Annotated in this window: 13 protein-coding genes and 2 tRNA genes; 11 read left to right on the forward strand and 4 right to left on the reverse strand. The window is 63.1% G+C overall.

All coding sequences use genetic code 11. The annotated features are described in order from the left end of the window. Nucleotides 1-18: 18 nt before the first annotated feature. From F8E02_RS08330 to F8E02_RS08350, 5 genes are all read left to right on the forward strand, one after another. Entirely contained in the window at nucleotides 19-297 is a 279-nt protein-coding gene (locus F8E02_RS08330) for a MarR family transcriptional regulator (RefSeq protein ID WP_317065029.1), read from the forward strand. Further along, the gene (locus tag F8E02_RS08335; protein ID WP_317065030.1) at nucleotides 294-827 is read left to right on the forward strand and encodes a tRNA (cytidine(56)-2'-O)-methyltransferase; all 534 of its coding nucleotides are present in this window, start codon (nucleotides 294-296) and stop codon (nucleotides 825-827) included. Before F8E02_RS08330 ends, F8E02_RS08335 begins: the two co-directional genes overlap by 4 nt. Beyond that, nucleotides 824-1900, forward strand: a complete 1077-nt coding sequence (locus F8E02_RS08340; RefSeq protein ID WP_317065031.1) for an ATP-grasp domain-containing protein — start codon at nucleotides 824-826, stop codon at nucleotides 1898-1900. The genes F8E02_RS08335 and F8E02_RS08340 overlap by 4 nt, the downstream gene beginning before the upstream one ends. Nucleotides 1901-2042: 142 nt before the next feature. Beyond that, nucleotides 2043-2564, forward strand: coding sequence for a transcription factor (locus F8E02_RS08345; protein ID WP_317065032.1), 522 nt, complete (start codon nucleotides 2043-2045; stop codon nucleotides 2562-2564). Then, on the forward strand, nucleotides 2557-3042 hold the full coding sequence (locus F8E02_RS08350) for an HDIG domain-containing metalloprotein (protein ID WP_317065033.1): 486 nt from the start codon (nucleotides 2557-2559) through the stop codon (nucleotides 3040-3042). Before F8E02_RS08345 ends, F8E02_RS08350 begins: the two co-directional genes overlap by 8 nt. Here the strand turns inward: F8E02_RS08350 and F8E02_RS08355 are convergent. Continuing rightward, nucleotides 3035-3538: a regulator of amino acid metabolism, contains ACT domain protein gene (locus tag F8E02_RS08355; RefSeq protein ID WP_317065034.1), complete on the reverse strand. Its 504-nt coding sequence runs from the start codon at nucleotides 3536-3538 to the stop codon at nucleotides 3035-3037. The genes F8E02_RS08350 and F8E02_RS08355 overlap by 8 nt on opposite strands. Before the next feature lie 130 nt (nucleotides 3539-3668). On the opposite strand from F8E02_RS08355, the gene F8E02_RS08360 reads away from it, so the two are divergent. From F8E02_RS08360 to F8E02_RS08375, 4 genes are all read left to right on the forward strand, one after another. After that, nucleotides 3669-3753 (forward strand) — tRNA-Leu (locus tag F8E02_RS08360). A 154-nt stretch (nucleotides 3754-3907) separates the two neighbouring features. Next, nucleotides 3908-5191: an STAS domain-containing protein gene (locus F8E02_RS08365; protein WP_317065035.1), complete on the forward strand. Its 1284-nt coding sequence runs from the start codon at nucleotides 3908-3910 to the stop codon at nucleotides 5189-5191. A gap of 427 nt (nucleotides 5192-5618) precedes the next feature. Continuing rightward, entirely contained in the window at nucleotides 5619-18767 is a 13149-nt protein-coding gene (locus F8E02_RS08370) for a PKD domain-containing protein (protein WP_317065036.1), read from the forward strand. Beyond that, nucleotides 18734-18958 carry a hypothetical protein gene (locus F8E02_RS08375; protein WP_317065037.1) on the forward strand — a complete coding sequence of 75 codons (225 nt, stop codon included), beginning with the start codon at nucleotides 18734-18736 and terminating at the stop codon, nucleotides 18956-18958. The genes F8E02_RS08370 and F8E02_RS08375 overlap by 34 nt, the downstream gene beginning before the upstream one ends. Before the next feature lie 161 nt (nucleotides 18959-19119). Here F8E02_RS08375 and F8E02_RS08380 read toward each other — a convergent pair whose 3' ends face one another. Further along, nucleotides 19120-19593, reverse strand: a complete 474-nt coding sequence (locus F8E02_RS08380) for a nuclear transport factor 2 family protein (protein ID WP_317065038.1) — start codon at nucleotides 19591-19593, stop codon at nucleotides 19120-19122. A gap of 309 nt (nucleotides 19594-19902) precedes the next feature. Here F8E02_RS08380 and ercA point away from each other — a divergent pair, with 309 nt between their 5' ends. Both ercA and F8E02_RS08390 read left to right on the forward strand, forming a co-directional pair. Next, a complete protein-coding gene (gene ercA / locus F8E02_RS08385; RefSeq protein ID WP_317065039.1) occupies nucleotides 19903-21051 on the forward strand; it encodes an alcohol dehydrogenase-like regulatory protein ErcA in 1149 nt (382 codons plus the stop codon). Next, a complete protein-coding gene (locus F8E02_RS08390; protein ID WP_317065040.1) occupies nucleotides 21041-22177 on the forward strand; it encodes a PAS domain S-box protein in 1137 nt (378 codons plus the stop codon). The genes ercA and F8E02_RS08390 overlap by 11 nt, the downstream gene beginning before the upstream one ends. A gap of 247 nt (nucleotides 22178-22424) precedes the next feature. Here F8E02_RS08390 and F8E02_RS08395 read toward each other — a convergent pair. Beyond that, a tRNA-Arg gene (locus F8E02_RS08395) sits at nucleotides 22425-22496 on the reverse strand. 175 nt (nucleotides 22497-22671) lie between these two features. Continuing rightward, entirely contained in the window at nucleotides 22672-23316 is a 645-nt protein-coding gene (locus F8E02_RS08400; protein WP_317065041.1) for a hypothetical protein, read from the reverse strand. Between the last annotated feature and the right edge of the window lie 130 nt (nucleotides 23317-23446).

Below are 23446 nucleotides of genomic sequence, written 5' to 3' on the forward strand. Positions count from 1 at the left end.
CCGGAAAAAAGAATAGGTGTGCGTGAGGAAGATCTGGACTGGGCCGTATACCACGGGATTCCCGAAACCGGGAGCACCACGGTCGAAGACCTGGCAGCAGTCACCGGGTTTGAACCCGATGCGGTCACGGCATCGCTTGAGCGCCTCGAGCGCTATATCCTGATCCGGCGGTCCGGGGAGGCGGTGCGCCTCCTCTCCGTCCAGGAGTCGTTGATCGAGTGCCAGTGCCGGCATACGGAAGACCTGCCGTTCGTCATCGAGAACGGCGTCGTCAGGGCCAAGAGGCGAGAGAGTTGAGCGACACGCCCACCGTAGCGGTGCTCCGGATAGGCCACCGGCCCGAACGCGACCAGCGGGTGACGACCCATGTTGGGCTTGCGGCGCGGGCGCTCGGTGCCCGCGGGATGTATCTCGCCGCAAACGACCCCGGCGTCATCAAGAGCATCGAGGACGTGGCCTCCCGGTGGGGAGGGGAGTTCTTCGTCGAGAACGACGTGAAGTGGCGGCGGTGCATCCAGGACTGGAAAGCGGACGGCGGCAAGGTCGCCCACCTCACGATGTACGGGCTCCGGATGACCGACGTCATGGACGAGATCCGCGGAGAGGAGCGGGTGCTCATCGTGGTCGGGGCGGAGAAGGTGCCGGGAGACATATACGGGCTCGCCGACTACAACGTCTCGGTGACCACCCAGCCCCACTCGGAGATATCGAGCCTCGCCCTCTTCCTCGACCACCTCTTCGAGGGGAAGGAGCTCAACCGGGAGTACCCGGACGCGAAGATCCGGATCGAGCCGACGAAGGTCGGCAAGAAGACGGTGGAGCGGTGAAGGGCCGGGTCCTGGTTGCCGGGTTCGCCACGCGGCACGTGGCGCAGTCGGCCCGCCGGGCCGGTTATGCGGTCTACGCCGTCGACCACTTCTGCGACCAGGACCTCGCCTGGTACACGGAGGACTGTCTCTCGTTCGGGGAACTCGACGAGCTTCCCGATACGATCGCGGAACTCGCCGCCCGCCACCCGGTCGACGCGCTGGTCGTTACATCGGGCGCCGAATCCATCGGGACAACGATCCCGCTCTGCGGCACGCCGCCCGCGAAGGTGGAGCGGTTCCTCGACAAACTGGAGATCCAGCGGTTCTTCGAGGGGCTGGAGGTCCCGGTCCCGCCGCTTGCGGGGAACGATCGTTTTCCGGCGATGGTCAAGCCGCGGCGGGGAGCCGGGGGATGGCGGAACGCCGTCGTGAAGACCGCAGAAGACCTCCGCCGGTGGGAGGGGGCCTGGCCGGACGTGCCCTATGTCGCGCAGCACCTCGTCGACGGTATCCCCTCGAGCGTCTCCTGCGTCGCGGACGGCAGGCGCGCGCGGGCCGTCGCGGTCAACCGCCAGATCCTGCGCGGGAACGGTGAATCCGCACACGGGTTCGCCGGGTCGGTCACCCCGTTCGCCCACCCGCTCGCCGGGGAGATGGTCGCGGTCGCGGAACAGATCGCGGCGGCAAGCGGCTGCGTGGGCTCGGTCGGGATCGACTTCATGGCCGGGGAGAAGCCCTGGGCGATCGAGATCAACCCCCGGTTCCAGGCGACCGTGGATACGGTCGAGATGGCGATCGGGGAGAACCTCTTTGCGATGCACATGGACGCCTGCCGCGGGGTGCTCCCGGCGGAGAGACCGCGGCCCCGTCAGGTCGCGGTCCGGCGGATCCTCTTTGCGGAGCGCGACATCCGGCTCGACGCGGACCTCTCGGTGCTTGCGCCTCACGTCGCCGATATCCCCTGGCCCGGGGCCGAATTCGAGGAGGGCCAGGCCCTCGTGAGCGTCTTCGGGTGCGGAGCGGACGAGGCGGCGGCGTTCGATGCCCTGGAGCAGAATATTGCGGCCGTCCGGCGACTGATCGGGGCGTGAGCCCCGGCCGGGTTTTATCCCTGCCGGGAGAGGCCGCCCGTCTCCCGGAGACGGGAAAGGGAATTATATATTGAGCGCACAGTATGCTGGGTACCGAACCCAACATCTATTATAGAATATCACTTACGGGGGAGATCTGAGCATGGTATCCGTCACCGAACTGTTAAACGATCCGGCAATAACCGCTTATATCCAGCGGATGATCGGGGAGGATGGCATCGAACTCCTCAGGCGGTTCCCCGAAGAGGGGGAGCACAGCGACGAGGATCTCGCCGCGAAGACCGGGGTCAATCTCAACACCGTCCGCCACACCCTCTACACCCTCTACGAGAAGCGCCTCGCCGAGTATCGGAGGCTGAAGAACACCGAGACCGGCTGGCTCACCTACCTCTGGCACCTCCGCCTGGACCGCGTCCACGACGTGCTCGAGGAGGAGATCCGCGACGCGCTCGAGCACCTCGACGCGCGGCTCTCTTACGAGGAGAAGAACGACTTTTACATGTGCAAGAACTGCAGCGTCATCTACACCTTCACGGACGCGGCGAACTGGAACTTCGAGTGCCCGAACTGCGAGGTGATGCTCGAGCACTTCGACAACGAACTCATCGCCACCGCTCTCAAGAGGAGAGTCAACCGGATCAAGGAGAGCCTCGGGAGTGCGTGAGGAGGACTGCATCGCCCTCCTCCGGCGCGCCGGGTGCTCAGAGGGGGTCATCGCGCATTGCCGGGCGGTGCGCGACCTTGCCCTCACCTACGCCTCCGACGGTCTCGTCGACCGCGACCTTGTCGCGGCCGGCGCCCTCCTCCACGACATCGGCCGGGGCGCGACGCACGAGATCCGTCACGCCGAGGTTGGCGGCGCGTTATGCCGTTCGTTCGGCCTTGACGAGGCGATCGTCGCCATCGTCGAGCGGCACATCGGCGGAGGGCTGACAGCCGACGAGTGCTCGCTCCTCGGTCTTCTGCCGCGCGACTGCATGCCTCAGACGCTTGAGGAGAAGATCGTCGCCCACGCTGACAACCTGGTGAAAGGGACCCGCGTCATCGTGATGGAAGAGCGGATGATGCACGCGATCGCTCTTCCCCGGCGGCAGAGGAAGCGGATCTGCCGCCTCGGCCTTGAGATGGAACTCTTCAGATGATCAGCCGTTTCACCTGCGGGAGCGCGCGCAGGTCTTCGTAGACCGATGCCGGGATCCGCGGCTCGTCGAGGATCAAGACGAGTTTCGGGTCCTGTGCGAGATAGGGATCCGTGACGAAGATCTGGCGGATGGAGAGGTCGTGGTCGACCAGGACCTTGACCGCCGCGCCGACGATCCCTTTCTGGTGCGCGTCTTTGGGGTAGAGCGTGATGACCGAGAGGCCGAGGGCCTCGGCGACCCGTGAGAGGTCGGGCGAGGCGCGCATCCTGAGGAAGACCTCCCGCAAATCGGGATTCTCGAGGATCCGGCGGGCAGTCGCGTCCACGACCCTCCGATCGGTCTCGATCGCCCTCCCTATGTGCGTCGCGGGGATCTCGATGCCGTTACAGACGATACGCCCCTCTTCATTGATGCCGAACCCGTTCTCGAGCAGGAACCGGACAACCCGGCCCTGGGAAGGGGAATCGGCGAATTCCCGTGAGATGTCGGCCCACATGCAGGAATGTTGGGCCGGAGCAGATAAATATACACCGAAGCCGGTATCGGGGCGCCCGGGTGCAGGTCTGTCCGGCGGGCCGGAGAGCAACCTATTTTAGGTTGCACAGCGTTGTATAGAGAAGACCAGTGCGAGGGTTGCCAAGCCAGGTCAAAGGCGCTAGGTTGAGGGCCTAGTCTCGTAGGAGTTCGAGCGTTCGAATCGCTCCCCTCGCATTCTATCTTTTCCTGAGTTTGTTGAAGTGTTTTTGCGGCGACGCGAAGCGCCGTCCCGGCTGGCGACGACCTGCCGGTGCGGCGGGGTGTTGCGAGCCGGAACAGGTCCGGAACAAATAACCGAGACCGGCCCGATACCTGTACCGGGATACACATGGACCTAGCGACCGAGAGAAGAGACGGAATCCTGACGTTTGTGATGCGCGGAAGGCTCGACGGCTACGGTGCGAGCCGGCTCTCCGATGCCCTGCAGGCGTCGCTGCAGGACGACGACCGGTCGATCGTCTTCGACCTTGCGGGAGTAAGTTACCTGAGCAGTGCGGGCATCCGGGTTCTCCTCGCCGCAAAGAAGCGGTTGAAGGAGCGGAGCGGCACCCTGGCCCTGGCCGGGATGCAGGAGTACCCGAGGAATGTCCTCGATATGGCGGGAGTGACGCAGATATTCTCCTTCTACCCCGGGGTCGAGGAGGCCGTCAGCGCCTGCAGGAGATCGCAGGACAGCCTCTCGGTCATCAACGAGATCGCCCGGACCCCGGTCGTCAGGGACGGCGTCGCCTATACCATCGAGCCGGTCTCTACACGGAGTTCGTCGCTCCGGGTCACCGGCTGTCTGGATAAGATGCTGCGCGCCCGCCTGACCGAAGGCGATATCCGTGCGATACCGTTCTCGGATCTCCACTACTCGCTCGGCATCGGCGCGCTCGGAGAGGGCGTGGCGGAGACGCTCCCGCTCCTTGGGGAGATGATCACGCTGCACGGCTCGGTGGTATGGCTGCCGACGGACGGGAACGCCACACCGGATTTCTTTACGCCGGTGAAGGAGACCGGGGAACTTGCCATCTACTCCGGATATAACGTAGCGCTCGAAGGGCCGTTTCACGAGATCGTCACCATCGATGCCGGGGATAAGGGCAGCATCGCACTCTCTGATGTATACCGCACAATCTTCGACTTTGCCCGGGAGAAGAGGCGTGACTTTGCCGGTATCGCCGCACTTGCCATGTGGGCCGTCGTCGATGGGGTCTGCAGTCTGAGCATGAAGAGATCGCCTGTCGCTGCATCCGCTCCGGCAAACGGTCTTCCCATCAATGCTGAAGAGAACGCGAAAGAATGGCTCGAGGATAATGACGAGCCGAAGTACCACGGAGACACGATGGTCAGCTTCGGGTTCGGGATAGACTACTCTGCCTGCAACGCCGAGCACCTCTCCGCCCTCATCGACCGGAATCGTCCAAAGACGGAGCAACTGCAGCTTCACAATCACGGCGTCATCTTCCGGGGGGTGCCGTGGGACGCGACGCTTGACCTCTCCCGGCAGATCGAGCGGATCGTGAGCGAGGGCGAGTTCGTCGATATGCGGCATCTCAAAGAGAGCACCAGGATCCGGCGGGCGAAGGTGGGCGTGGCCTACATCTCGGAGGTCACGGTCGAGGGGTGAGCGGGGTCCCGGGACCGGCCGGAAGGCGGCAGCCCTCTCCGGTCAAAACCCGTCCCGGTGCGGGGAAACGATCTGTCTCCGACGGCCGGCGGCCCTCCTGGGTGAGCTTTTCCGGCCTCCCGCACATGAATTGTGGAAATCGGCGCAGCGCTGCCCTGAAACTGTTGCGATGCACGGTCTGGGTTGTGGAGGTCGGGACGTTAGCATTTCCTGTGTTCGTCAAAATTTGAAACTATTTTTCTAGAAAGGGTCTCCGGAACATAAAATCGTTTAAGATACCTTTTTACGCCGATCTGCAGAGAGGTGTATATCTATCGTGGAGAACGTTATGTCCCACCACCGACTTGCCTTTTTTGTCTGTTTACTGCTGGTAGCCAGTTGCATCTTCTCTGTACAGGCTTTTGAACAAGAAAACATCCCCCCCGGGATGGCGACGACCCCTTTCATCGGGGCCGTGAGCGGCACCATGGATTTCCTCTGGCACCTCCTGCTGGATGGTCCGATGATGCTTGCGGAGGCCGTGGCCGGTTTTACCCTCTCGGTCACCTCGAATCCTTCCGGTGCATCTATTCTTCTGGACGGGAGCGATACCGGGGCGACCACGCCGGCCGAGATCGGCGACATGTCCCTCTCGGTGCATAACGTCACCGTCGTTCTGGACGGCTACCTCTCCGGCATCAACGAGACTGTCGAGGGTATGGCCGGCGGGACGACCGCGGTCCACTTCGACCTGACGGCAGAGACCGGCAGGGATGAAGACCCGCTCGACCCCTCCTTCTCGGCCAACACGACCTCCGGGACGGTCCCGTTTGTGGTCGGGTTCACGGACGAGTCCGCCGGCACCCCGGTCGAATGGTTCTGGGAGTTCGGCGACGGGGAGGTCTCCGTCGAGCAGAACCCGGTCCACACCTATGCTGATGCGGGGACGTATACCGTCTCCCTGACCGTGGCGGATGCGGAAGAGTCCGCGACCGCTGTCAGGGAAGACTATATCGAGGCGGCCACACCCGAGGAGCCGGCGTTTGAGGCGTTTGAGGCGTTTGGCGCCCCTTTCGGGATCCCCCCCTCCGCCCCGACCGCGGCGTTCTCCGGGACGCCGAGATCCGGCCCGGCACCTCTGACCGTAGCCTTCACCGACGCCTCGACCGGCGGTACTCCGACCGGCTGGGCCTGGTTCTTCGGCGATGAGACCTATGGCGAAGCCTGGACGGAACAGACCGCGAGCGCCGGGTGGGATGCGAGATCCGATCACACCAGTGTGGTGCTGCCGAGCGGAAGCATCGTGCTCATGGGCGGGCGTGACGACAACACCTGGTACAACGACACCTGGCGGTCGGACGATGGTGGCGAAACCTGGACGAAGGTGAACGAGAGTTCCGGGTGGACGGCACGATCCCAGCACACCAGCGTCGCGTTGCCGGACGGAAGCATCATACTCATGGGCGGGTATGACGGCAACACCTACGCCAACCAGAACGATACGTGGCGATCGGACGACGGCGGCGCAACGTGGGCGCTGGTGACCGCGAGTGCCGGGTGGGAGGCAAGGAACGCCCACGCCAGTGTCGTGATGCCGGACGGAAGCATCATGCTCATGGGCGGCTTTGACGGCAGCAGCCCCCTGAACGACGTGTGGCGGTCGACCGATGGTGGTGAAACCTGGACGCGGGTGACCGAGCACGCCGGGTGGGATGCAAGATACGATCACACCAGTGTTGCGCTGTCGGACGGCAGCATCGTCCTCATGGGCGGTTGGGACGGCAGCACCCTGAACGACGTGTGGCGATCGACCGACAACGGCACAACCTGGACGCAGATGACCGAGCATGCCGGGTGGACGGCACGAGACTCCCCCACCAGCGTTGCGATGCCGGACGGCAGCATCGTGCTCATGGGTGGCGATGACGGAAATCGGAAGCGCGACGTCTGGCGGTCGACCGACAACGGCGCGACCTGGACACGGTTATCTGATGCCGGGTCGAGAAGAGCCAGACACACCAGTGTCGCGATGCCGGATGGGAGCATCATCCTCATGGGTGGGTACGATGGCAACTGGATCCTGTTGAACGACGTGCGGCGCCTCCAGCCTGCAGGATCGGCGGCAGAGAACCCCACGCACACCTACACAGAACCGGGCACCTACTCAGTAACCCTGCAGGCGTACAACGGCGTTGGATACAATGCTTCCACCATCGTCGACTACATCGTGGTCTCCGCTCCTACCCCGACCCCCGCCCCAGCCGCGAGCTTCACGGTGAACGCCACCAGCGGGACTGCCCCCCTTGCGGTGCAGTTCAACGATACCTCCGCCGGCAGCCCGACCGGGTGGGCCTGGTTCTTCGGCGATGAGACCTATGGCGAAGCCTGGACAGAGCAGAACACGAACGCCGGGTGGACGGCACGCCAGGGACACACGGCGGTCGCGCTGCCGGACGGGAGCATCCTCGTTCTGGGCGGTGAGGCTGATGGCGACATCAGGAACGACGTGTGGCGGTCGGCCGACAACGGCACCACGTGGGCTGAGGTGAACGCGAGCGCCGGGTGGGCGGCGCGGTTCGGCCACACCAGCGTTGCGTTGCCGGACGGCAGCATCATACTCATGGGAGGCCGGGACGCCCTAAATTGCTTCAGCGACGTGTGGCGGTCGACCGACAACGGTGCCACGTGGACTGAGGTGAACGCGAGTGCCGGGTGGGCGGCAAGAACCTTTCACACCAGCATTGTGCTGTCGGACGGGAGCATCGTGCTTGCGGGCGGCCTGGACGGTGATATTAATCAGCAGAACGACGTGTGGCGGTCGGCCGACAACGGCGCCACCTGGACGGAGATGAATGCGAGTGCCGGGTGGCCGGCACGGTTCAGCCACGCCAGCGTTGCGCTGCCGGACGGGAGCATCGTCCTCATGGGCGGGTCTGACGGCACCACCTGGTACAACGACGTGTGGCGGTCGATCGATTCCGGCGCGACCTGGACCTGCGTGAACGCGAGTGCCGGGTGGACCGGACGGCAAGGGCACACCAGCGTAGCGCTGCCGGACGGGAGCATCGTGCTTGCGGGCGGCCTGGACGGTGATATTGATCAGCAGAACGACGTGTGGCGGTCGACTGACGGCGGCGCGACCTGGACACAGTTACCTGATGCCGGGTGGGCGGCACGCATGGAGCACACCAGCGTAGCGCTGCCGGATGGGAGCATCGCCCTGATGGGCGGTACGAGTGCCGACTGGACCCAGTCCAACGACGTGTGGCGCCTCCAGCCCGCAGGGTCGTCGGACCAGAGCCCGTCGCACACCTACACGGAACCGGGCACCTACTCAGTAACCCTGCAGGCGTACAACGCCGCGGGGTACAATGCTTCCACGGCTGTCGACTACATCGCGGTCTCCGCTCCCACCCCGACCCCCGCCCCAGCCGCGAACTTCACGGCGAACGCCACCAGCGGGACTGCCCCCCTTGCGGTGCAGTTCAACGATACCTCCGCCGGGAGCCCGACCGGGTGGGCCTGGTTCTTCGGCGATGAGACCTATGGCGAAGCCTGGACTGAACAGACCGCGAGCGCCGGGTGGACGGGACGATACTTCTCAACCAGCGTCGCGCTGCCGGACGGGAACATCGTGCTCATGGGGGGTTATGACGGCAACCCCCTGAACGACGTGTGGCGGTCGGCCGATGACGGCGCGACCTGGATATGCGTGAATACGAGTGCCGGGTGGGATGCAAGATACGATCACACCAGCGTCGTGATGCCGGACGGCAGCATCGTGCTCATGGGCGGCTGGGACAGCACCACTACATTCAATGATGTGTGGCAGTCGACCGATTCCGGCGCAACCTGGACGCTGGTGACCGAGCATGCCGGGTGGCCGGCACGATACGGTCCCACCAGCGTGGCGCTGTCGGACGGCAGCATCGTCCTCATGGGCGGTTTGGGTGGCAATCTCAAGAACGACGTGTGGCAGTCGACGGATGGCGGCGCAACCTGGACGGAGGTGAATGCGAGTGCCGGGTGGACGGCACGCAGATATCACGCCAGTGTTGCGCTGCCGGATGGGAGCATCGTGCTTGCGGGCGGTATGGACGGTACTTTCACCATGCAGAACGATACCTGGCGGTCGACGGACGGTGGGACCACGTGGGCGTGCGTGAACGCGAGTGCCGGATGGCCGGCACGGTTAAGTCCCATCAGCGTGGCGCTGCCGGACGGGAGTATCGTCCTCATGGGCGGCAGTGACGGCACCACTACATTCAATGATGTGTGGCGGTCGACCGACAACGGCGCGATGTGGACGGAGGTGACCGCGAATGCCGGATGGGGGGGACGTTTCTATGCTACCAGCGTGGCGCTGGCGGACGGGAGCATCGTCCTCATGGGTGGTCTGGACGGCACCTTTGCTCCCCTGAACGATACATGGCGCCTCCAGCCCGTAGGTTCGCCGGACCGGAACCCCACGCACACCTACATGACCCCGGGCACCTATTCAGTAACCCTGCAGGCGTACAACGCCGGCGGGTACAATGCTTCCACGGCCGTCGATTACATTAACGTCATCGACGCCCCGGCCGCCCCGACCGCGAACTTCACCGCGAACGTCACCGCTGGATTGGCCCCGCTCGCGGTGCAGTTCAACGATAACTCCACCGGGAGCCCGACCACCTGGAACTGGACGTTCGGCGACGGCTCCTTCAGCGAGGAGCAGAACCCGGTCCACACCTACGCGAGCGCCGGGACCTACACCGTCAACCTGACGGCCAGCAACGCGGCGGGAACCGACACTCTCTCCCGGGCCGGGTACGTCGCGGTCACAGCCCCACTGGCAGCGGCGTTCTCCGGCGCGCCGACCAGCGGCATGGCGCCCCTGACCGTAACCTTTACGGATGCATCGACCGGGAGCCCGACCTGCTGGGCCTGGTTCTTCGGCGATGAGTCGTACAGCGAAGCCTGGACTGAGGTGAACGCGAGTGCCGGATGGGATGCACGCTATGGCCACACCAGCGTCACGCTGCCGGACGGCAGCATCGTCCTCATGGGGGGGAGTAGCGGCGAGAACGACGTGTGGCGGTCACACGATAACGGCGCGACCTGGACGTGCATGAACGCGAGTGCCGGGTGGGCGGCGCGTATGTATGCCACCAGCGTGGCGCTGCCGGACGGCAGCATCGTGCTCATGGGGGGGAGTGGCGGCGAGAACGACGTGTGGCGATCGCACGATTCCGGCGCAACCTGGACAGAGGTGAACGCGAGTGCCGGATGGGATGCACGAATCTTCCACACCAGCGTTGCGCTACCGGACGGGAGCATTGTCCTCATGGGCGGCAGGGTCGGCAACGCCTATGAGAACGACGTATGGCGGTCGACCGATGGCGGTGCAACGTGGACCGAGGTGACCGCGAGTGCCGGATGGGCGGGGCGGTGGAACCCCGCCAGCGTTGCGCTGCCGGACGGGAGCATCGTCCTCATGGGCGGCAGTGACGGCACTACTACATTCAATGATGTGTGGCGGTCGACCGACAGCGGCGCAACCTGGACGCAGATGACCGGGAGTGCCGGGTGGACGGGACGGCACATGCACACCAGCGTTGCGCTGCCGGACGGGAGCATCGTCCTCATGGGCGGTGTCGACATGACCAGCACCAAACTGAACGACACGTGGCGGTCGACCGACAGCGGCGCGACGTGGACGTGCGTGAACGCGAGCGCCGGGTGGGCGGTACGTGTGTTTGCCACCGGCGTGGCGCTGGCGGACGGAAGCATCGTCCTCATGGGCGGGTTTGCCACCGATATTGGCAATATGAACGACGTGTGGCGGTTCCAGTTCGCGGGATCGTCGGAGCAGAGCCCGTCGCACACCTACACAACTCCGGGCACTTACTCGGTAACGCTGCAGGCATACAACGCCGGCGGCTGCAACGCATCTACGGCCGTCGACTACATCACCGTCGTCTCCCCCCCGACCGCAAACTTCACCGCGAACGTCACCGGCGGAACGGCTCCGCTCGCGGTGCAGTTCAACGATACTTCCACCGGGAGTCCGACCGGGTGGAACTGGACGTTCGGCGACGGGGCGACCTCCACCGAACAGAACCCGGTCCACACCTACGCGACCGCCGGGACCTACACCGTCAACCTGACGGCCGACAACGCGGTGGGAACCGACACCCTCTCCCGGACCGGGTACGTCACGGTCATGGTCCCGCCGCCGATAGCCGCATTCAACGGGACGCCTCGTACCGGCATCGCACCACTGACGGTGAACTTCACCGACGCATCGACCGGGAGCCCGACCGGGTGGGCGTGGTTCTTCGGCGATGAGTCGTATGGCGAAGCCTGGACAGAGCAGAATGCGAGCGCCGGGTGGACGGGACGATACTTCTCAACCAGCGTCGTGACGCCGGACGGGAGCATCGTCCTCATGGGGGGAACTCGCGGTGGCATTAGTATGCGCGACGTGTGGCGGTCGACCGATGGCGGCGTGACCTGGGCGTGCGTGAACGCGAGTGCCAGCTGGTCGGCACGAAGGTCTCATACCAGCGTGGCACTGCCGGACGGGAGCATCGTCCTCATGGGCGGGTATACCAGCACCAGCGGCAGCCGGTTGAACGACGTCTGGCGGTCGACCGATAACGGCGTTACCTGGACGTGCGTGAACGCGAGTGCCGGGTGGACTGAACGAAACGGTCATACCAGCGTGGCACTGTCGGACGGCAGCATCATTCTCATGGGCGGCAGTAACGGCTCCGCCAGTCTGAACGACGTGTGGCGGTCGACCGATAACGGCGTTACCTGGACCTGCATGAACGCGAGTGCCGGGTGGACTGGACGAAACGGCCATACCAGCGTTGTGCTGCCGGACGGGAGCATCGTCCTCATGGGCGGCAACACTAAAAACGACGTGTGGCGGTCGACCGATGGTGGCGCGACCTGGACGCAGTTACCCGGCGCCGGGTGGTCGCCGCGTATGTATGCCACCAGCGTGGCGTTGCCGGACGGGAACATCGTCTTCATGGGCGGGTCTGCCAGTGGTGGTATCAATATGAACGACGTGTGGCGGTCGCCCGATGGCGGCGCGACCTGGACGCAGTTACCCGGTGCCGGGTGGACGGCACGAATGTGTCATACCAGCGTGGCACTGCCGGACGGCAGCATCGTCCTCATGGGCGGTGATGGCGACAGTGACAGCCTGAACGACGTGTGGCGCCTCCAGCCCGCAGGGTCGTCGGAGCAGAGCCCGTCGCACACCTACACAACTCCGGGCACCTACTCGGTAACGCTGCAGGCATACAACGCCGGCGGCTGCAACGCATCCACAGTCGTCGGCTACATCACCGTCATCGACGCCCCGACGGTGACCGGGATCGAGCCCGACTTCGGGATGGCCGCATCAAGCGACCCGAAGGTCAGGATCGTCCGGGGAACCGGGTTTACCGGGATGCCTGACGTGGCCCTCGTGGACGGGGCGACGACGATCGCGGCCGCGAACGTCACCATCGTCTCGGACACGAAGCTCACCTGCACCTTCGATCTCGCGACTGCTCTGGCGGGAGCGTACGACGTGAACGTAACGACCGCGAACGGCACCGGCACTCTCGCCGGTGGGTTTACGGTCTACACCGTTCCCCCGTCAATGTTCCGCGCCGACCACTACCGGAGTGGCGCCTACCCCGACACCGGGGCGGATATCCCGGGCACCGTGAAGTGGACGTTCTCAACCGAAGGTCCGGTAGGATATCCTTCTCCGGTCGTGTATGACGGCATCGTCTATATCGGGAGCAGTGACGCAAACGTCTATGCTATCGACGCCGCTACGGGCGTGAAGGTGTGGAACTACGCGATGGAGAATGTCGTCTGGTCCTCTGCATGCGTGAGCGGCGGCGTCCTCTACGTCGGGAGCGCCGACAACAGTCTCCACGCAATAGATATCGCCACCGGGACAAAGATATGGGCCTTCCCGACAGGGGAAGCGGTGCAGTCCTCCCCGTGCATCAGCAACGGGGTCGTCTACGTCGGAAGTCTCGACGGCAACGTCTACGCTATCGATGCCGCTACCGGGACGAATGTCTGGAACTTCGCGACCGGGGATGCCGTAATCTCCTCTCCGAGCGTGAGCGACGGCATCGTTTACGCCGGGAGTTACGATAACAACGTCTACGCCGTCGATGCCGCGACAGGGATGGAACTATGGCGCTTCCCGACCGGAAGCGTGGTTGATTCCTCTCCGAGCGTGAGCGACGGCGTCATCTACGTCGGGAGCGGCGACGGCAAGGTCTACGCGCTCGACGCCGCAACGGGGGCACAGAAGTGGGCCTTTACGACGGGTTTGTATGTCTTCTCCTCGCCGTGCGTGAGCGACGGTGTCGTCTACGTCGGGAGCACCGATAACAACATTTATGCAGTGGATGCTGCGACAGGGACGGAGCTGTGGACCTTCCCGACCGGGGATGCGGTCTGGTCCTCACCCTCCATCAGCGACGGAGTCGTCTACGTCGGCAGCTGCGACGCAAAGGTCTACGCGCTCGACGCCGCGACAGGTGCGCCGAAGTGGGACGTCACGACGGGAGATGCAATATACTCCTCCCCGTGCGTGAGCGACGGCGTCGTCTACGTCGGGAGTGTCGACGGCAAGGTCTATGCCATCGGCCCCACCGTCCCGGCCGTGAACTTCACTGCGAACGTCACCGCCGGGATCGCCCCGCTCACGGTGGCGTTCACGGATAACTCCACTGGTTACCCGACAGCCTGGGCCTGGAACTTCGGCGACGGGGTGACCTCCACCGAGCAGAACCCGGTCCACACCTACGCCGCTCTCGGAAACTACACGGTCTCCCTGACCGCGAGCAATATTTACGGGTCCAACGTCTCCACGGTCGCCGATTGCATCCGGGTGCTTTCTGCACCGGCGGCGGACTTTACGTTTGCCCCCTCCGAAGGCAACGCTCCGCTCGCGGTGCAGTTCAATGACACCTCGTCAGGGGATGTTTCCGCCTGGTTCTGGAGCTTTGGCGACGGGAATACATCCACCGAGCAGAATCCGAGCCATACTTATACCGATGCCGGGGCCTATACGGTCTCGCTGAACGCAAGCAATGCTTATGCATCCGATATTTCGACGATTACGAACGCCGTTCAGGTGCTTGAGCCCCCTGCTGCCGGGTTTACCTTTGCGCCCGCTGAAGGGAACACACCGCTGACCGTAACCTTCATCGACACTTCTGCGGGGAGCGTCACGGCATGGCAGTGGGACTTCGGCGACGGGAACACCTCCACTGAAGCGAGCCCGTCGCATGCCTATGCAATCGCCGGGACCTACACCGTCTCGCTGAATGCGAGCAACGCCTATGGATTCAACATTTCCATGGTCGCGGATGCGATCAGCGTTCTCCCTGTTCCGGTTGCAGACTTTACGTTTACTCCTTCTGAAGGAAACCTGCCTCTTGCGGTGCAGTTCAACGACGCATCCGCAGGCAACGTCACTGCATGGTCCTGGGATTTCGGCGATGGACAGACCTCTGCCGAGCAGAACCCCACGCACACCTACGTGACCGCCGGAACGTACACCGTCTCGTTGAATGCGAGCAACACCTACGGGTTCAACGTCTTCACGACCACGGGCGCAATCAACATTCTCACCGCGCCGGTAGCAAACTTCAACTATGCCCCGGCCGAAGGGAACGGGCCTCTCACGGTGCAGTTCAATGATACCTCCGCGGGCAATGTTACGGCGTGGCTCTGGGACTTCGGTGACGGAAACACCTCCACCGAAGCGAGCCCGTCGCACGTCTACACAGGTGCGGGAACCTACACGGTTACCCTGAACGCCAGTAACCCCTATGGATTCGATGTCTCCACGGCGGCAGGCGCTGTTCACGTGCTTCCGGCACCAGTCGCGGAGTTTATCTACAGTCCGGGCGAGGGGAACGCTCCCTTGACAGTGCAGTTCACGGATGCCTCGAACGGGAATGTCACCGTGTGGACCTGGGACTTCGGTGACGGGAACACCTCCACTGAGGTGAGCCCGTTGCACACTTACACGACTGCGGGGACTTACACCGTCTCGCTGAACGCGAGCAACGCCTACGGATTCAACGTCTCCACAGCAGCGAGCGATATCCGGGTGTTTTCAGCACCTGTTGCCGGGTTCATGTTCGCTCCTTCCGAAGGAAACGCGCCTCTCACAGTGCAGTTCAACGATTCTTCGGCAGGCGACATCTCGGCGTGGACCTGGAACTTCGGTGACGGGAACGTATCGTCTGAGCAGAACCCCGTGCATGTTTACGCGACTGCAGGTATCTACACAGTTACCCTGAACGCGAGCAATGCTTATGGGTTTAACATCTCCACGGTCACGGATGCCGTCCAGGTGCTCCCGGCACCCGCGGCGGGCTTCACGCTCGCTCCCTCTGAAGGCAACGCGCCCCTGGCGGTGCAGTTCAACGACACATCATCGGGCAATGTAACAGGATGGACCTGGGACTTCGGCGACGGCAACATCTCCTTGCTCCAGAACCCGGTTCATATCTACGAGGCCGCCGGCACCTACACCGTCTCGCTGAACGCCAGCAACGCTTACGGGTCCGACGTCTCAACTGTTTCCGATGCGGTTCTCGTCCTCCCTCCCCCGGTAGCGGGCTTCACGCTCGCTCCTCAGGAAGGGAACGCGCCTCTTGTGGTACAGTTCACGGACACCTCCGCGGGCAACGCCACCGCGTGGCTCTGGGCTTTTGGTGACGGACAGACTTCCGCCGAGCAGAATCCCGTGCATACCTACGCGAATGCAGGGGCCTACACCGTCTCGCTGAACGCGAGCAACGCCTACGGCTGGAACGTCTCTACGGTCACGGACGCCGTCAGTGTGCTCCCGGCACCCGTAGCGAACTTCGCCTACACGCCGGAAGAAGGGAATGCTCCCCTGACCGTGGCCTTCACCGATACCTCTTCGGGCAACGTCACTGCCTGGCATTGGGGTTTCGGTGACGGGAACGAGTCAAGTGAACAGAGCCCGTCGCACACCTATGTGACGGCTGGAACCTACACTATCTCGCTGAACGCCAGCAACGCTTATGGGTTCAATATCTCAACCGTTTCTGATACGGTTCTCGTACTCCCTCCACCTGCCGCGAACTTCAATTATACGCCCGGTGAAGGAAATGCACCCATGACGGTTCAGTTCAATGACGCCTCGATCGGGAACATTACCGCGTGGCTCTGGGACTTCGGGGACGGGCAGACCGCCACCGACCGGAACGCAACCCACACCTACACGAACGCGGGGACCTACACCGTCACGCTGAATGTCAGCAACGCCTACGGGTTCGATGTCTCCACGGTCGCGGATGCCGTCCAGGTGCTCCCGGCGCCCGCGGCGGGCTTCACGCTCGCTCCCTCTGAAGGCAACGCGCCCCTGGCGGTGCAGTTCAATGACGCCTCCATCGGGAATGTCACGGCGTGGGCCTGGGATTTCGGTGACGGGAATACCTCGACCGATCGGAACCCGGTCCATATCTACGCGAACGCCGGGATCTATGCGGTTAGCCTGAACGCCAGCAACGTCTATGGGTTCAACGTCACCACGATTACCGATGCAGTCCGGGTACTTCCGGCTCCCTCAGCGGGGTTCACGTTCGTCCCGGACGAAGGAAATGCGCCCCTGACCGTGACGTTCACTGATGCCTCTGTGGGGAACATTACAGCATGGGTCTGGGACTTTGGCGACGGAGAGGTTTCAACTGAACAGAACCCATCGCACACTTACGCGGGCGCCGGGAGTTATACGGTCTCCCTGAACGCGAGCAACGCCTACGGGTTCAACGTCTCCGCGGTCACCGATGCCGTCCGGGTACTCCCGGCACCTGTGGCAGGGTTTGCCTACGCGCCGGGCGAAGGGAATGCACCCCTCGCGGTGCAGTTCACCGACACTTCGAGCGGGAACGTCACCGCCTGGTATTGGGATTTCGGTGACGGGCAGACTTCAGCCGAGCGGAGCCCGTTGCACACCTATGCGACCGCAGGCACCTACACCGTCTCGTTGAATGCCAGTAACACCTATGGGTTCGACATCTTTGCGGTCACGGATGCTGTCCTGGCGCTTCCGGCACCGGTTGCTGGATTCGCTTACACGCCGGAGGGAGGAAATGCACCCCTGGCAGTGACCTTCACCGACACATCCTCGGGCAACGTCACCGCCTGGCTCTGGGCTTTTGGTGACGGGCAGACCTCCGCCGAACAGAACCCCGTGCATACCTACGTGAGCGCGGGAGTTTACACCGTCTCGCTGAACGCGAGCAACGCCTACGGCTGGAACGTCTCTACGGTCACGGACGCCGTCCTGGCGCTTCCGGCACCCGTAGCGAACTTCACCTGCACCCCGGGCGAGGGAAATGCCCCCCTGACCGTAGCCTTCACCGACACCTCTTCGGGCAACGTCACTGCCTGGTATTGGGACTTCGGCGACGGGAATGAGTCGACAGACCGGAGCCCGGTTCACACTTACGCAAGCGTGGGCACCTACACGGTCTCGCTAAACGCGAGCAACACTTACGGGTTCAATATCTCGACGGTTGCGGATGCGGTCAATGTGCTTCCTGCCCCGGCGGCGAGCTTCGCTTACACCCCGAATGAAGGAAACGAGCCTCTGGGCGTAACATTCACGGACACCTCCACTGGCGACATCACGACGTGGCGCTGGGATTTTGGCGACGGGACGACCTCCACTGAGCGGAGCCCTGCTCATATCTACGCCCCTGCAGGCGCTTATACGGTCTCACTGAATGTCAGCAATGCCTACGGATGGGACACCCAGACGGTGCCGGATGCAGTTATCGTCACGTCGCACAGGCGTGGCGGAGGAGGCGGAGGGGTTACTCCGATGGATACCTCGACCCCAGCGCCGACTCCGACCTCTACCCCGGTACTGACTCCCACGTCCACCCCGGTACCGACTCCGACCTCGATCCCAACCCCGAACCCGACTCCGGCGCCGGTCCCGGTCGTAGCCGATCTGCCTACGGATACTGAAGGCAGGGTTGTGGAGACCATCGAGATTGTCGCCTCGGATACGGTCGGCGTGCTGACCATCCCCGGCGGTGTGCAGGGGTGGGACGCACACGGAGGGACCCTGCGAGAGATCGTCATCGAGCCTATGGATACGGTCAACCTCACCGAAGCGCACGATGTCACGGAGGATACCGCCTCCGCATATCTCTTCGGGCAGTACGCCTACCGGGTCGGACCCGACGGCGCGACCTTCAGCTCCCCGATCACCCTGACCTTCAACGTCCCGCGGGACGTCTGGGCGACGCTGGATACGGCCAACATGTCAATCATGTGGCAGGGTTCGGCGGCTGGAGCATGGGAGGAGATCCCGATCGCATCGATCGAAGGGAATGAAACCCACGTGTGGGTCTCTGCCGCGATCACTCACTTCAGCACCTACGAACTCTTCATACCCGGGTTCGATCAGGCGACGCCTGTGGTGACGCCTGCGGAAACCGCGACACCGTGGCTCCTGCCGGTCATCATCCTGGCTGTGATCGGTACAACCCTGTATCTATGGAGAAGGAAGAGGAAGGACCAGGACCAGTAATCCCCTTCTTTGATACATTTTTCATCTCGGTGCAGAGAGGCCAGACGGGGGATTCCCGATCTATCTCTGGGGGCATGCTCTCAATTACCGGGGCCAAGGCACTTGATCTTAATCCGGCAGAACGAGAAGATCGTGGGCAAGGCCGGTTCGTCGATATGCGGCGCCTCAAGGAGAACATGATCGAAGCGTGAGCAGGGGGGGAGGGATACTGCCCCAATATACATCGAACAAACGCTGATAGAATCTGCCGACCTGACAGGCAGAAGACCGGAGAACGCCCCGTCCCCTCTCCTCTGGCGCAGAAGGGGCAGGCGGCTCATGAGCCCGATCTCCGCCTCCCCGGACGCCAGGGTTACAGCCCCAGATCGGACAGTCCGGGGTGGTCGTCGGGGCGCCGTCCCGGCGGCCAGCGGTACTTCCGCTCCCCCTCCTTGATCGGGAGATCGTTGATGCTGGCGTAACGGCGGCGCATCAGGCCGGACTCGTCGAACTCCCAGTTCTCGTTCCCGTAGGAGCGGAACCAGTTGCCCGAGTCGTCATGCCATTCGTACGCGAACCGCACGGCGATACGTGCCTCGTGAAACGCCCAGACCTCCTTTATCAGGCGGTAATCGAGCTCTTTTGCCCATTTTCGCTGCAAAAATGCGACGATCTCCTCGCGGCCGTTGATGAACTCCGCTCTGTTGCGCCATACGCTGTCGGCGGTGTACGCGAGCGAGACCCTCTCGGGGTCACGGGAGTTCCAGGCATCTTCGGCCATACGGACCTTCTGCACCGCTGTTTCGTACGTGAACGGCGGCAGTGGCGGGCGACTCTTCTCGGTCATACGTCCCTCCCCCTCCGCATGAGATGATAAAGTTGCGGTCGGTGCGAGCAACTCCAGGAAATGTATTCCGGCAAAACAATGCGGCACCGGCCGGGCGGCGCGGGGATCTAATTTATCCGCAAAGTCGCGCCTTTCTCTACGGCCTGCCCAAATTTTAAATAAAATTTCGTAATCGACATGAATTCGCCGACTGTGATTCAGTACTATATATTAGTCTGTTATGACCATTCGCCAAGATATATATGGATACGGCTCAGTACAACTGGTTGGGAATCTAGCTTCGATCTCCGGAACACTACCTGTCACATCATGATCCGAAGAAGCCAGCTTGACCTGAGAAAGTTTGTAGCCCCCGAGTTCATCTGTGGATACGGAGCACTCCAGCTTGCCGGCCGGTGTGCACGCAACTTCGGGGTGAAGCGGGTGCTCCTCGTCACCGATCCGGGTGTCCGGGCGGCAGGATGGGCGGAGGCGGTCGGGGAGAGCCTGACCGAGGCGGGGATCTCGTTTTCCGTCTTCGACTCCGTCTCCGTCAACCCCCGCTCCACGCAGGTGATGGCGGGGATGGAGGCGTACCGGTCCGAAGAATGCAACGGTCTCGTCGCCGTCGGCGGAGGGAGCCCGATGGACTGCGCCAAGGGGATCGGGATAGCGAGTTCCAACATGCGGGACATCCTCGCGTTCGAGGGCGTCGACCGGGTGCCGGTGCCTGCCCCGCCTCTCATCTGCATCCCGACGACGGCCGGGAGTTCTGCCGACGTCTCCCAGTTCGCCATCATCACGGACGAGGCACGAAAGCGGAAAGTCGCCATCATCTCCAAGACGCTCGTCCCTGACATCTCTCTGCTCGACCCCGAGCCGCTGACGACGATGCCCCTGGAACTGACCCTGGACACCGGCATGGACGCCCTCAGCCACGCGGTCGAGTCCTACGTCTCGAACGCCAGTTCCCCGATGACCGACATGCATGCCCTCGAGGCGATACGGCTCATCCGCGACGCGCTGCCTGCGGTCATGGAGAGGCCCGACGACCTGGACCTGCGGTTCTCGACACTCCTTGCCAGCCTTTACGCCGGTCTGGCGTTCTCGAACGCCAGCCTCGGAGCCGTACACGCGATGGCCCACAGTATCGGCGGGGCCTGCGATCTTGCCCACGGGCGGTGCAACGCGCTGCTTCTCGAGCACGTGATCGCGGCCAACTATGAGGCGGCGCCGGATCGATACGATCGAATAGGGGAGATCTTCTGCCCGGTACAGGACGGGCGGACATCCCCGGCAGAGAGTATAGCGGCGTTCCGGAGATCGCTCGGCATCACCGGGACCCTCGCCGCGGTCGGTGTCCGGAAAGATGCGATCGGGACGCTCGCCCGGCGGGCGTATGCCGACCCCTGTATGGTGACGAACCCGCGCAGGCTCACCTGCGAGGATATCGAGCGGATCTATGAGCGTGCACTCTGAACCTCCCGACGACCCGGATACGCTCCGGGAGAAGATCATCGGTCTTGGGGAGACGTCTCTGCACAAGAGTTACTACCCGGAGCTGCAGAGCCGGCTTGCGGAGCTCGAGCGGTTCAGGGCACTCCTTGACCAGACGCACGACGCGATATTCCTGATCCGCACAGAGACCGGGAATCTCGCGGACGTGAACGCATCTGCGAGCACGTACCTTGGCTACTCAAAGGAGGAACTGCTGGCGACACCGTTCTCCGGCCTGCTCTGCCCGCGAAAGAGGGCAGGATTTGCCGAACTCCTCCGGAAGAACAGGGATATATCGTCCGGGTTCCGGCAGACTTACATCGCGTCGCTCGTCTCGCGAGAAGGAAGGGAGATCCCGATGGAGATCACCGTTCGGTTCGTCGCTTTCGGCGGCGACCAGTACATGGTGGCGATTGCGCGAGACATCACGGATCGGCTCCGCACCGAGAGGGAACTCAAGATAAAAGAGAGCGCTCTTGAGTCCTCGACCAACGGTATCCTGATCGCCGATCTCGCCGGGACCATCCTGTATGCCAACCCGAGTTTTGCCTCGATGTTCGGGTACGGGGAGGAGGGATCGGTTGCAGGGAAGACCCTGGAGGCGTTCTTTGCCGATCCCACCATCGGGGAGAAGATTACCGGCCATCTCCTCGACAACAGCGTCCTCGTGAAAGAGACGATCGGGCTGCGGAACGGCGGAGTGCCGTTCCATATCCATCTATCGGGCAGCATCGTGCAGAACGATGCCGGGCAGCCGCTCTGTACCATGCTGATCGTTATGGATATCACCGAGCGGATACTCACCGATCAGATGAAGCGCGAGACGTATACGCAGCTTGGGAAGAACATCGAACAGTTTGCTATTCTTGGCGATCATATCCGGAACCCGCTGCAGGTGATCGTCGGGTATGCGGAGATGATCGACGATCCGCTCACCGAGAAGATCCTCGAACAGTCATGCCGGATCAACGGGATCATCACCCAGCTCGACCGGGGGTGGGTCGAGTCGGCGAACGTCAGGCAGTTCCTGCGAAGGCATGGAGACGGCGCGGAGCCACCTGCGCAGACGTTTGTTCGCATCTCGACCACGGGGGAAGAGGATTCCTGATCTCTGCTCCCGGTGGTTTTCAAGGTACATGAGCAGGCCGGAGGGGTAACCCCTCCACGGACGGCCTGAAAAACTCCGTTCGCGGGTGGACCAGCAGCCTGAGGCGGGTCGCCGGTAGGCCCGCACAGACATCGCCTGTCCGTGACGCCCTGGAGAGCGATGAAGAACAACCGGCCGGAGATCGCGAGCGTACGCTCGCCTGAAGAATGTGAAAAACTGACGGGGATTTGTACCCCGGAGGAAACGACGCCCCGGCCGGGATTTGAACCCGGGTCAAAAGCTCCGCAGGCTTCTAGGATATCCACTACCCTACCGGGACACAGGGGCCTGTGCCTTTCCCCTAATTACTACGTTGTCCTCCTTAAAAAGACTTCGCCTTCGGAAGAGAGGGGTCCTGTGGGGAAGGCTCCGGGATCCGGCCGTCCCCGGATGAAAAACCGGGGATCGAGGCGATCGCCGCGGCAGGCACGGGGCAGGTGGCGACCTCGAAGGGGTCAGACACCTCCTGCGCGCATCACGACATGCACCTTCGCCTTGTTCCCGGTAAGTTCGATCAGGAAGTCCCCGTGCCTGCCGATAAAGACTTGTTTACGGGTATCCGCGCTGTAGAGTTTCCCGAATCCGTCCTCCGCCACGATCCTGCCGGACCCGCGCTCCCTGACCGTCACCTTGAACCACGCGTCTTCGCTCGGAAAGGTCTGCTTGTACTCTTTGTACTGCTTCTTCTCGTAGTCGCTCTTCGCCTCGATGATCCTCGTGACCATCTCCGGCTCCACCTTAAACTCGATGAGGAGGGGCGGCGCGGTCAGGTTGAAGGAGAAGGCTTCCACCGTATGCGTGGCGTTGAACTGCGTCGTCCGGTTATAGATGATCACGTAGGGCTCCGGCGTCGGAGAGGCCTGCGGCGCCTGGCTGAGCGTGGGGCTGGTCCTGCTGCTTGTGGGAGTGGGATACGGGGTCGCCGGCGTCAGGTACCCCGGATCGGGCTCCCCCGCCGGGGGTATCTCCTGGGTCTCGGAGGGCGAGAAGAGGCCGGACCACCCGGATTCGCCGCTCGGCGGCAGCTCTGCACATCCGGCAGATGCAAGGAGCAGTATCAGCACGGCGGCAACAGAGAACGATTTATACACCCTGGTCACGTATGAGGGATTATGCAAGGGGGTATTTATTCTTTTACCCCCGTATTGCTGAAGAAATATTCTACACGTAAAATATATCTGGCGAGCTGCATTTGTGGTCGGCACCCCCGAGATGTGCAAAAATCGTGCG

The sequence above is a fragment of the Methanoculleus caldifontis genome, from assembly GCF_032842345.1.
Taxonomy (GTDB): Archaea; Halobacteriota; Methanomicrobia; order Methanomicrobiales; family Methanoculleaceae; genus Methanoculleus; species Methanoculleus caldifontis.

Excerpts from the sequence above, each read along its gene's own strand:
- F8E02_RS08345 (WP_317065032.1), top strand. The coding sequence starts at position 2,043 with ATGGTATCCGTCACCGAACTGTTAAACGATCCGGCAATAACCGCTTAT.
- F8E02_RS08355 (WP_317065034.1), bottom strand. The coding sequence starts at position 3,538 with ATGTGGGCCGACATCTCACGGGAATTCGCCGATTCCCCTTCCCAGGGC.
- F8E02_RS08365 (WP_317065035.1), top strand. The coding sequence starts at position 3,908 with ATGGACCTAGCGACCGAGAGAAGAGACGGAATCCTGACGTTTGTGATG.
- F8E02_RS08370 (WP_317065036.1), top strand. The coding sequence starts at position 5,619 with ATGGCGACGACCCCTTTCATCGGGGCCGTGAGCGGCACCATGGATTTC.
- F8E02_RS08375 (WP_317065037.1), top strand. The coding sequence starts at position 18,734 with ATGGAGAAGGAAGAGGAAGGACCAGGACCAGTAATCCCCTTCTTTGAT.
- F8E02_RS08380 (WP_317065038.1), bottom strand. The coding sequence starts at position 19,593 with ATGACCGAGAAGAGTCGCCCGCCACTGCCGCCGTTCACGTACGAAACA.
- ercA (WP_317065039.1), top strand. The coding sequence starts at position 19,903 with ATGATCCGAAGAAGCCAGCTTGACCTGAGAAAGTTTGTAGCCCCCGAG.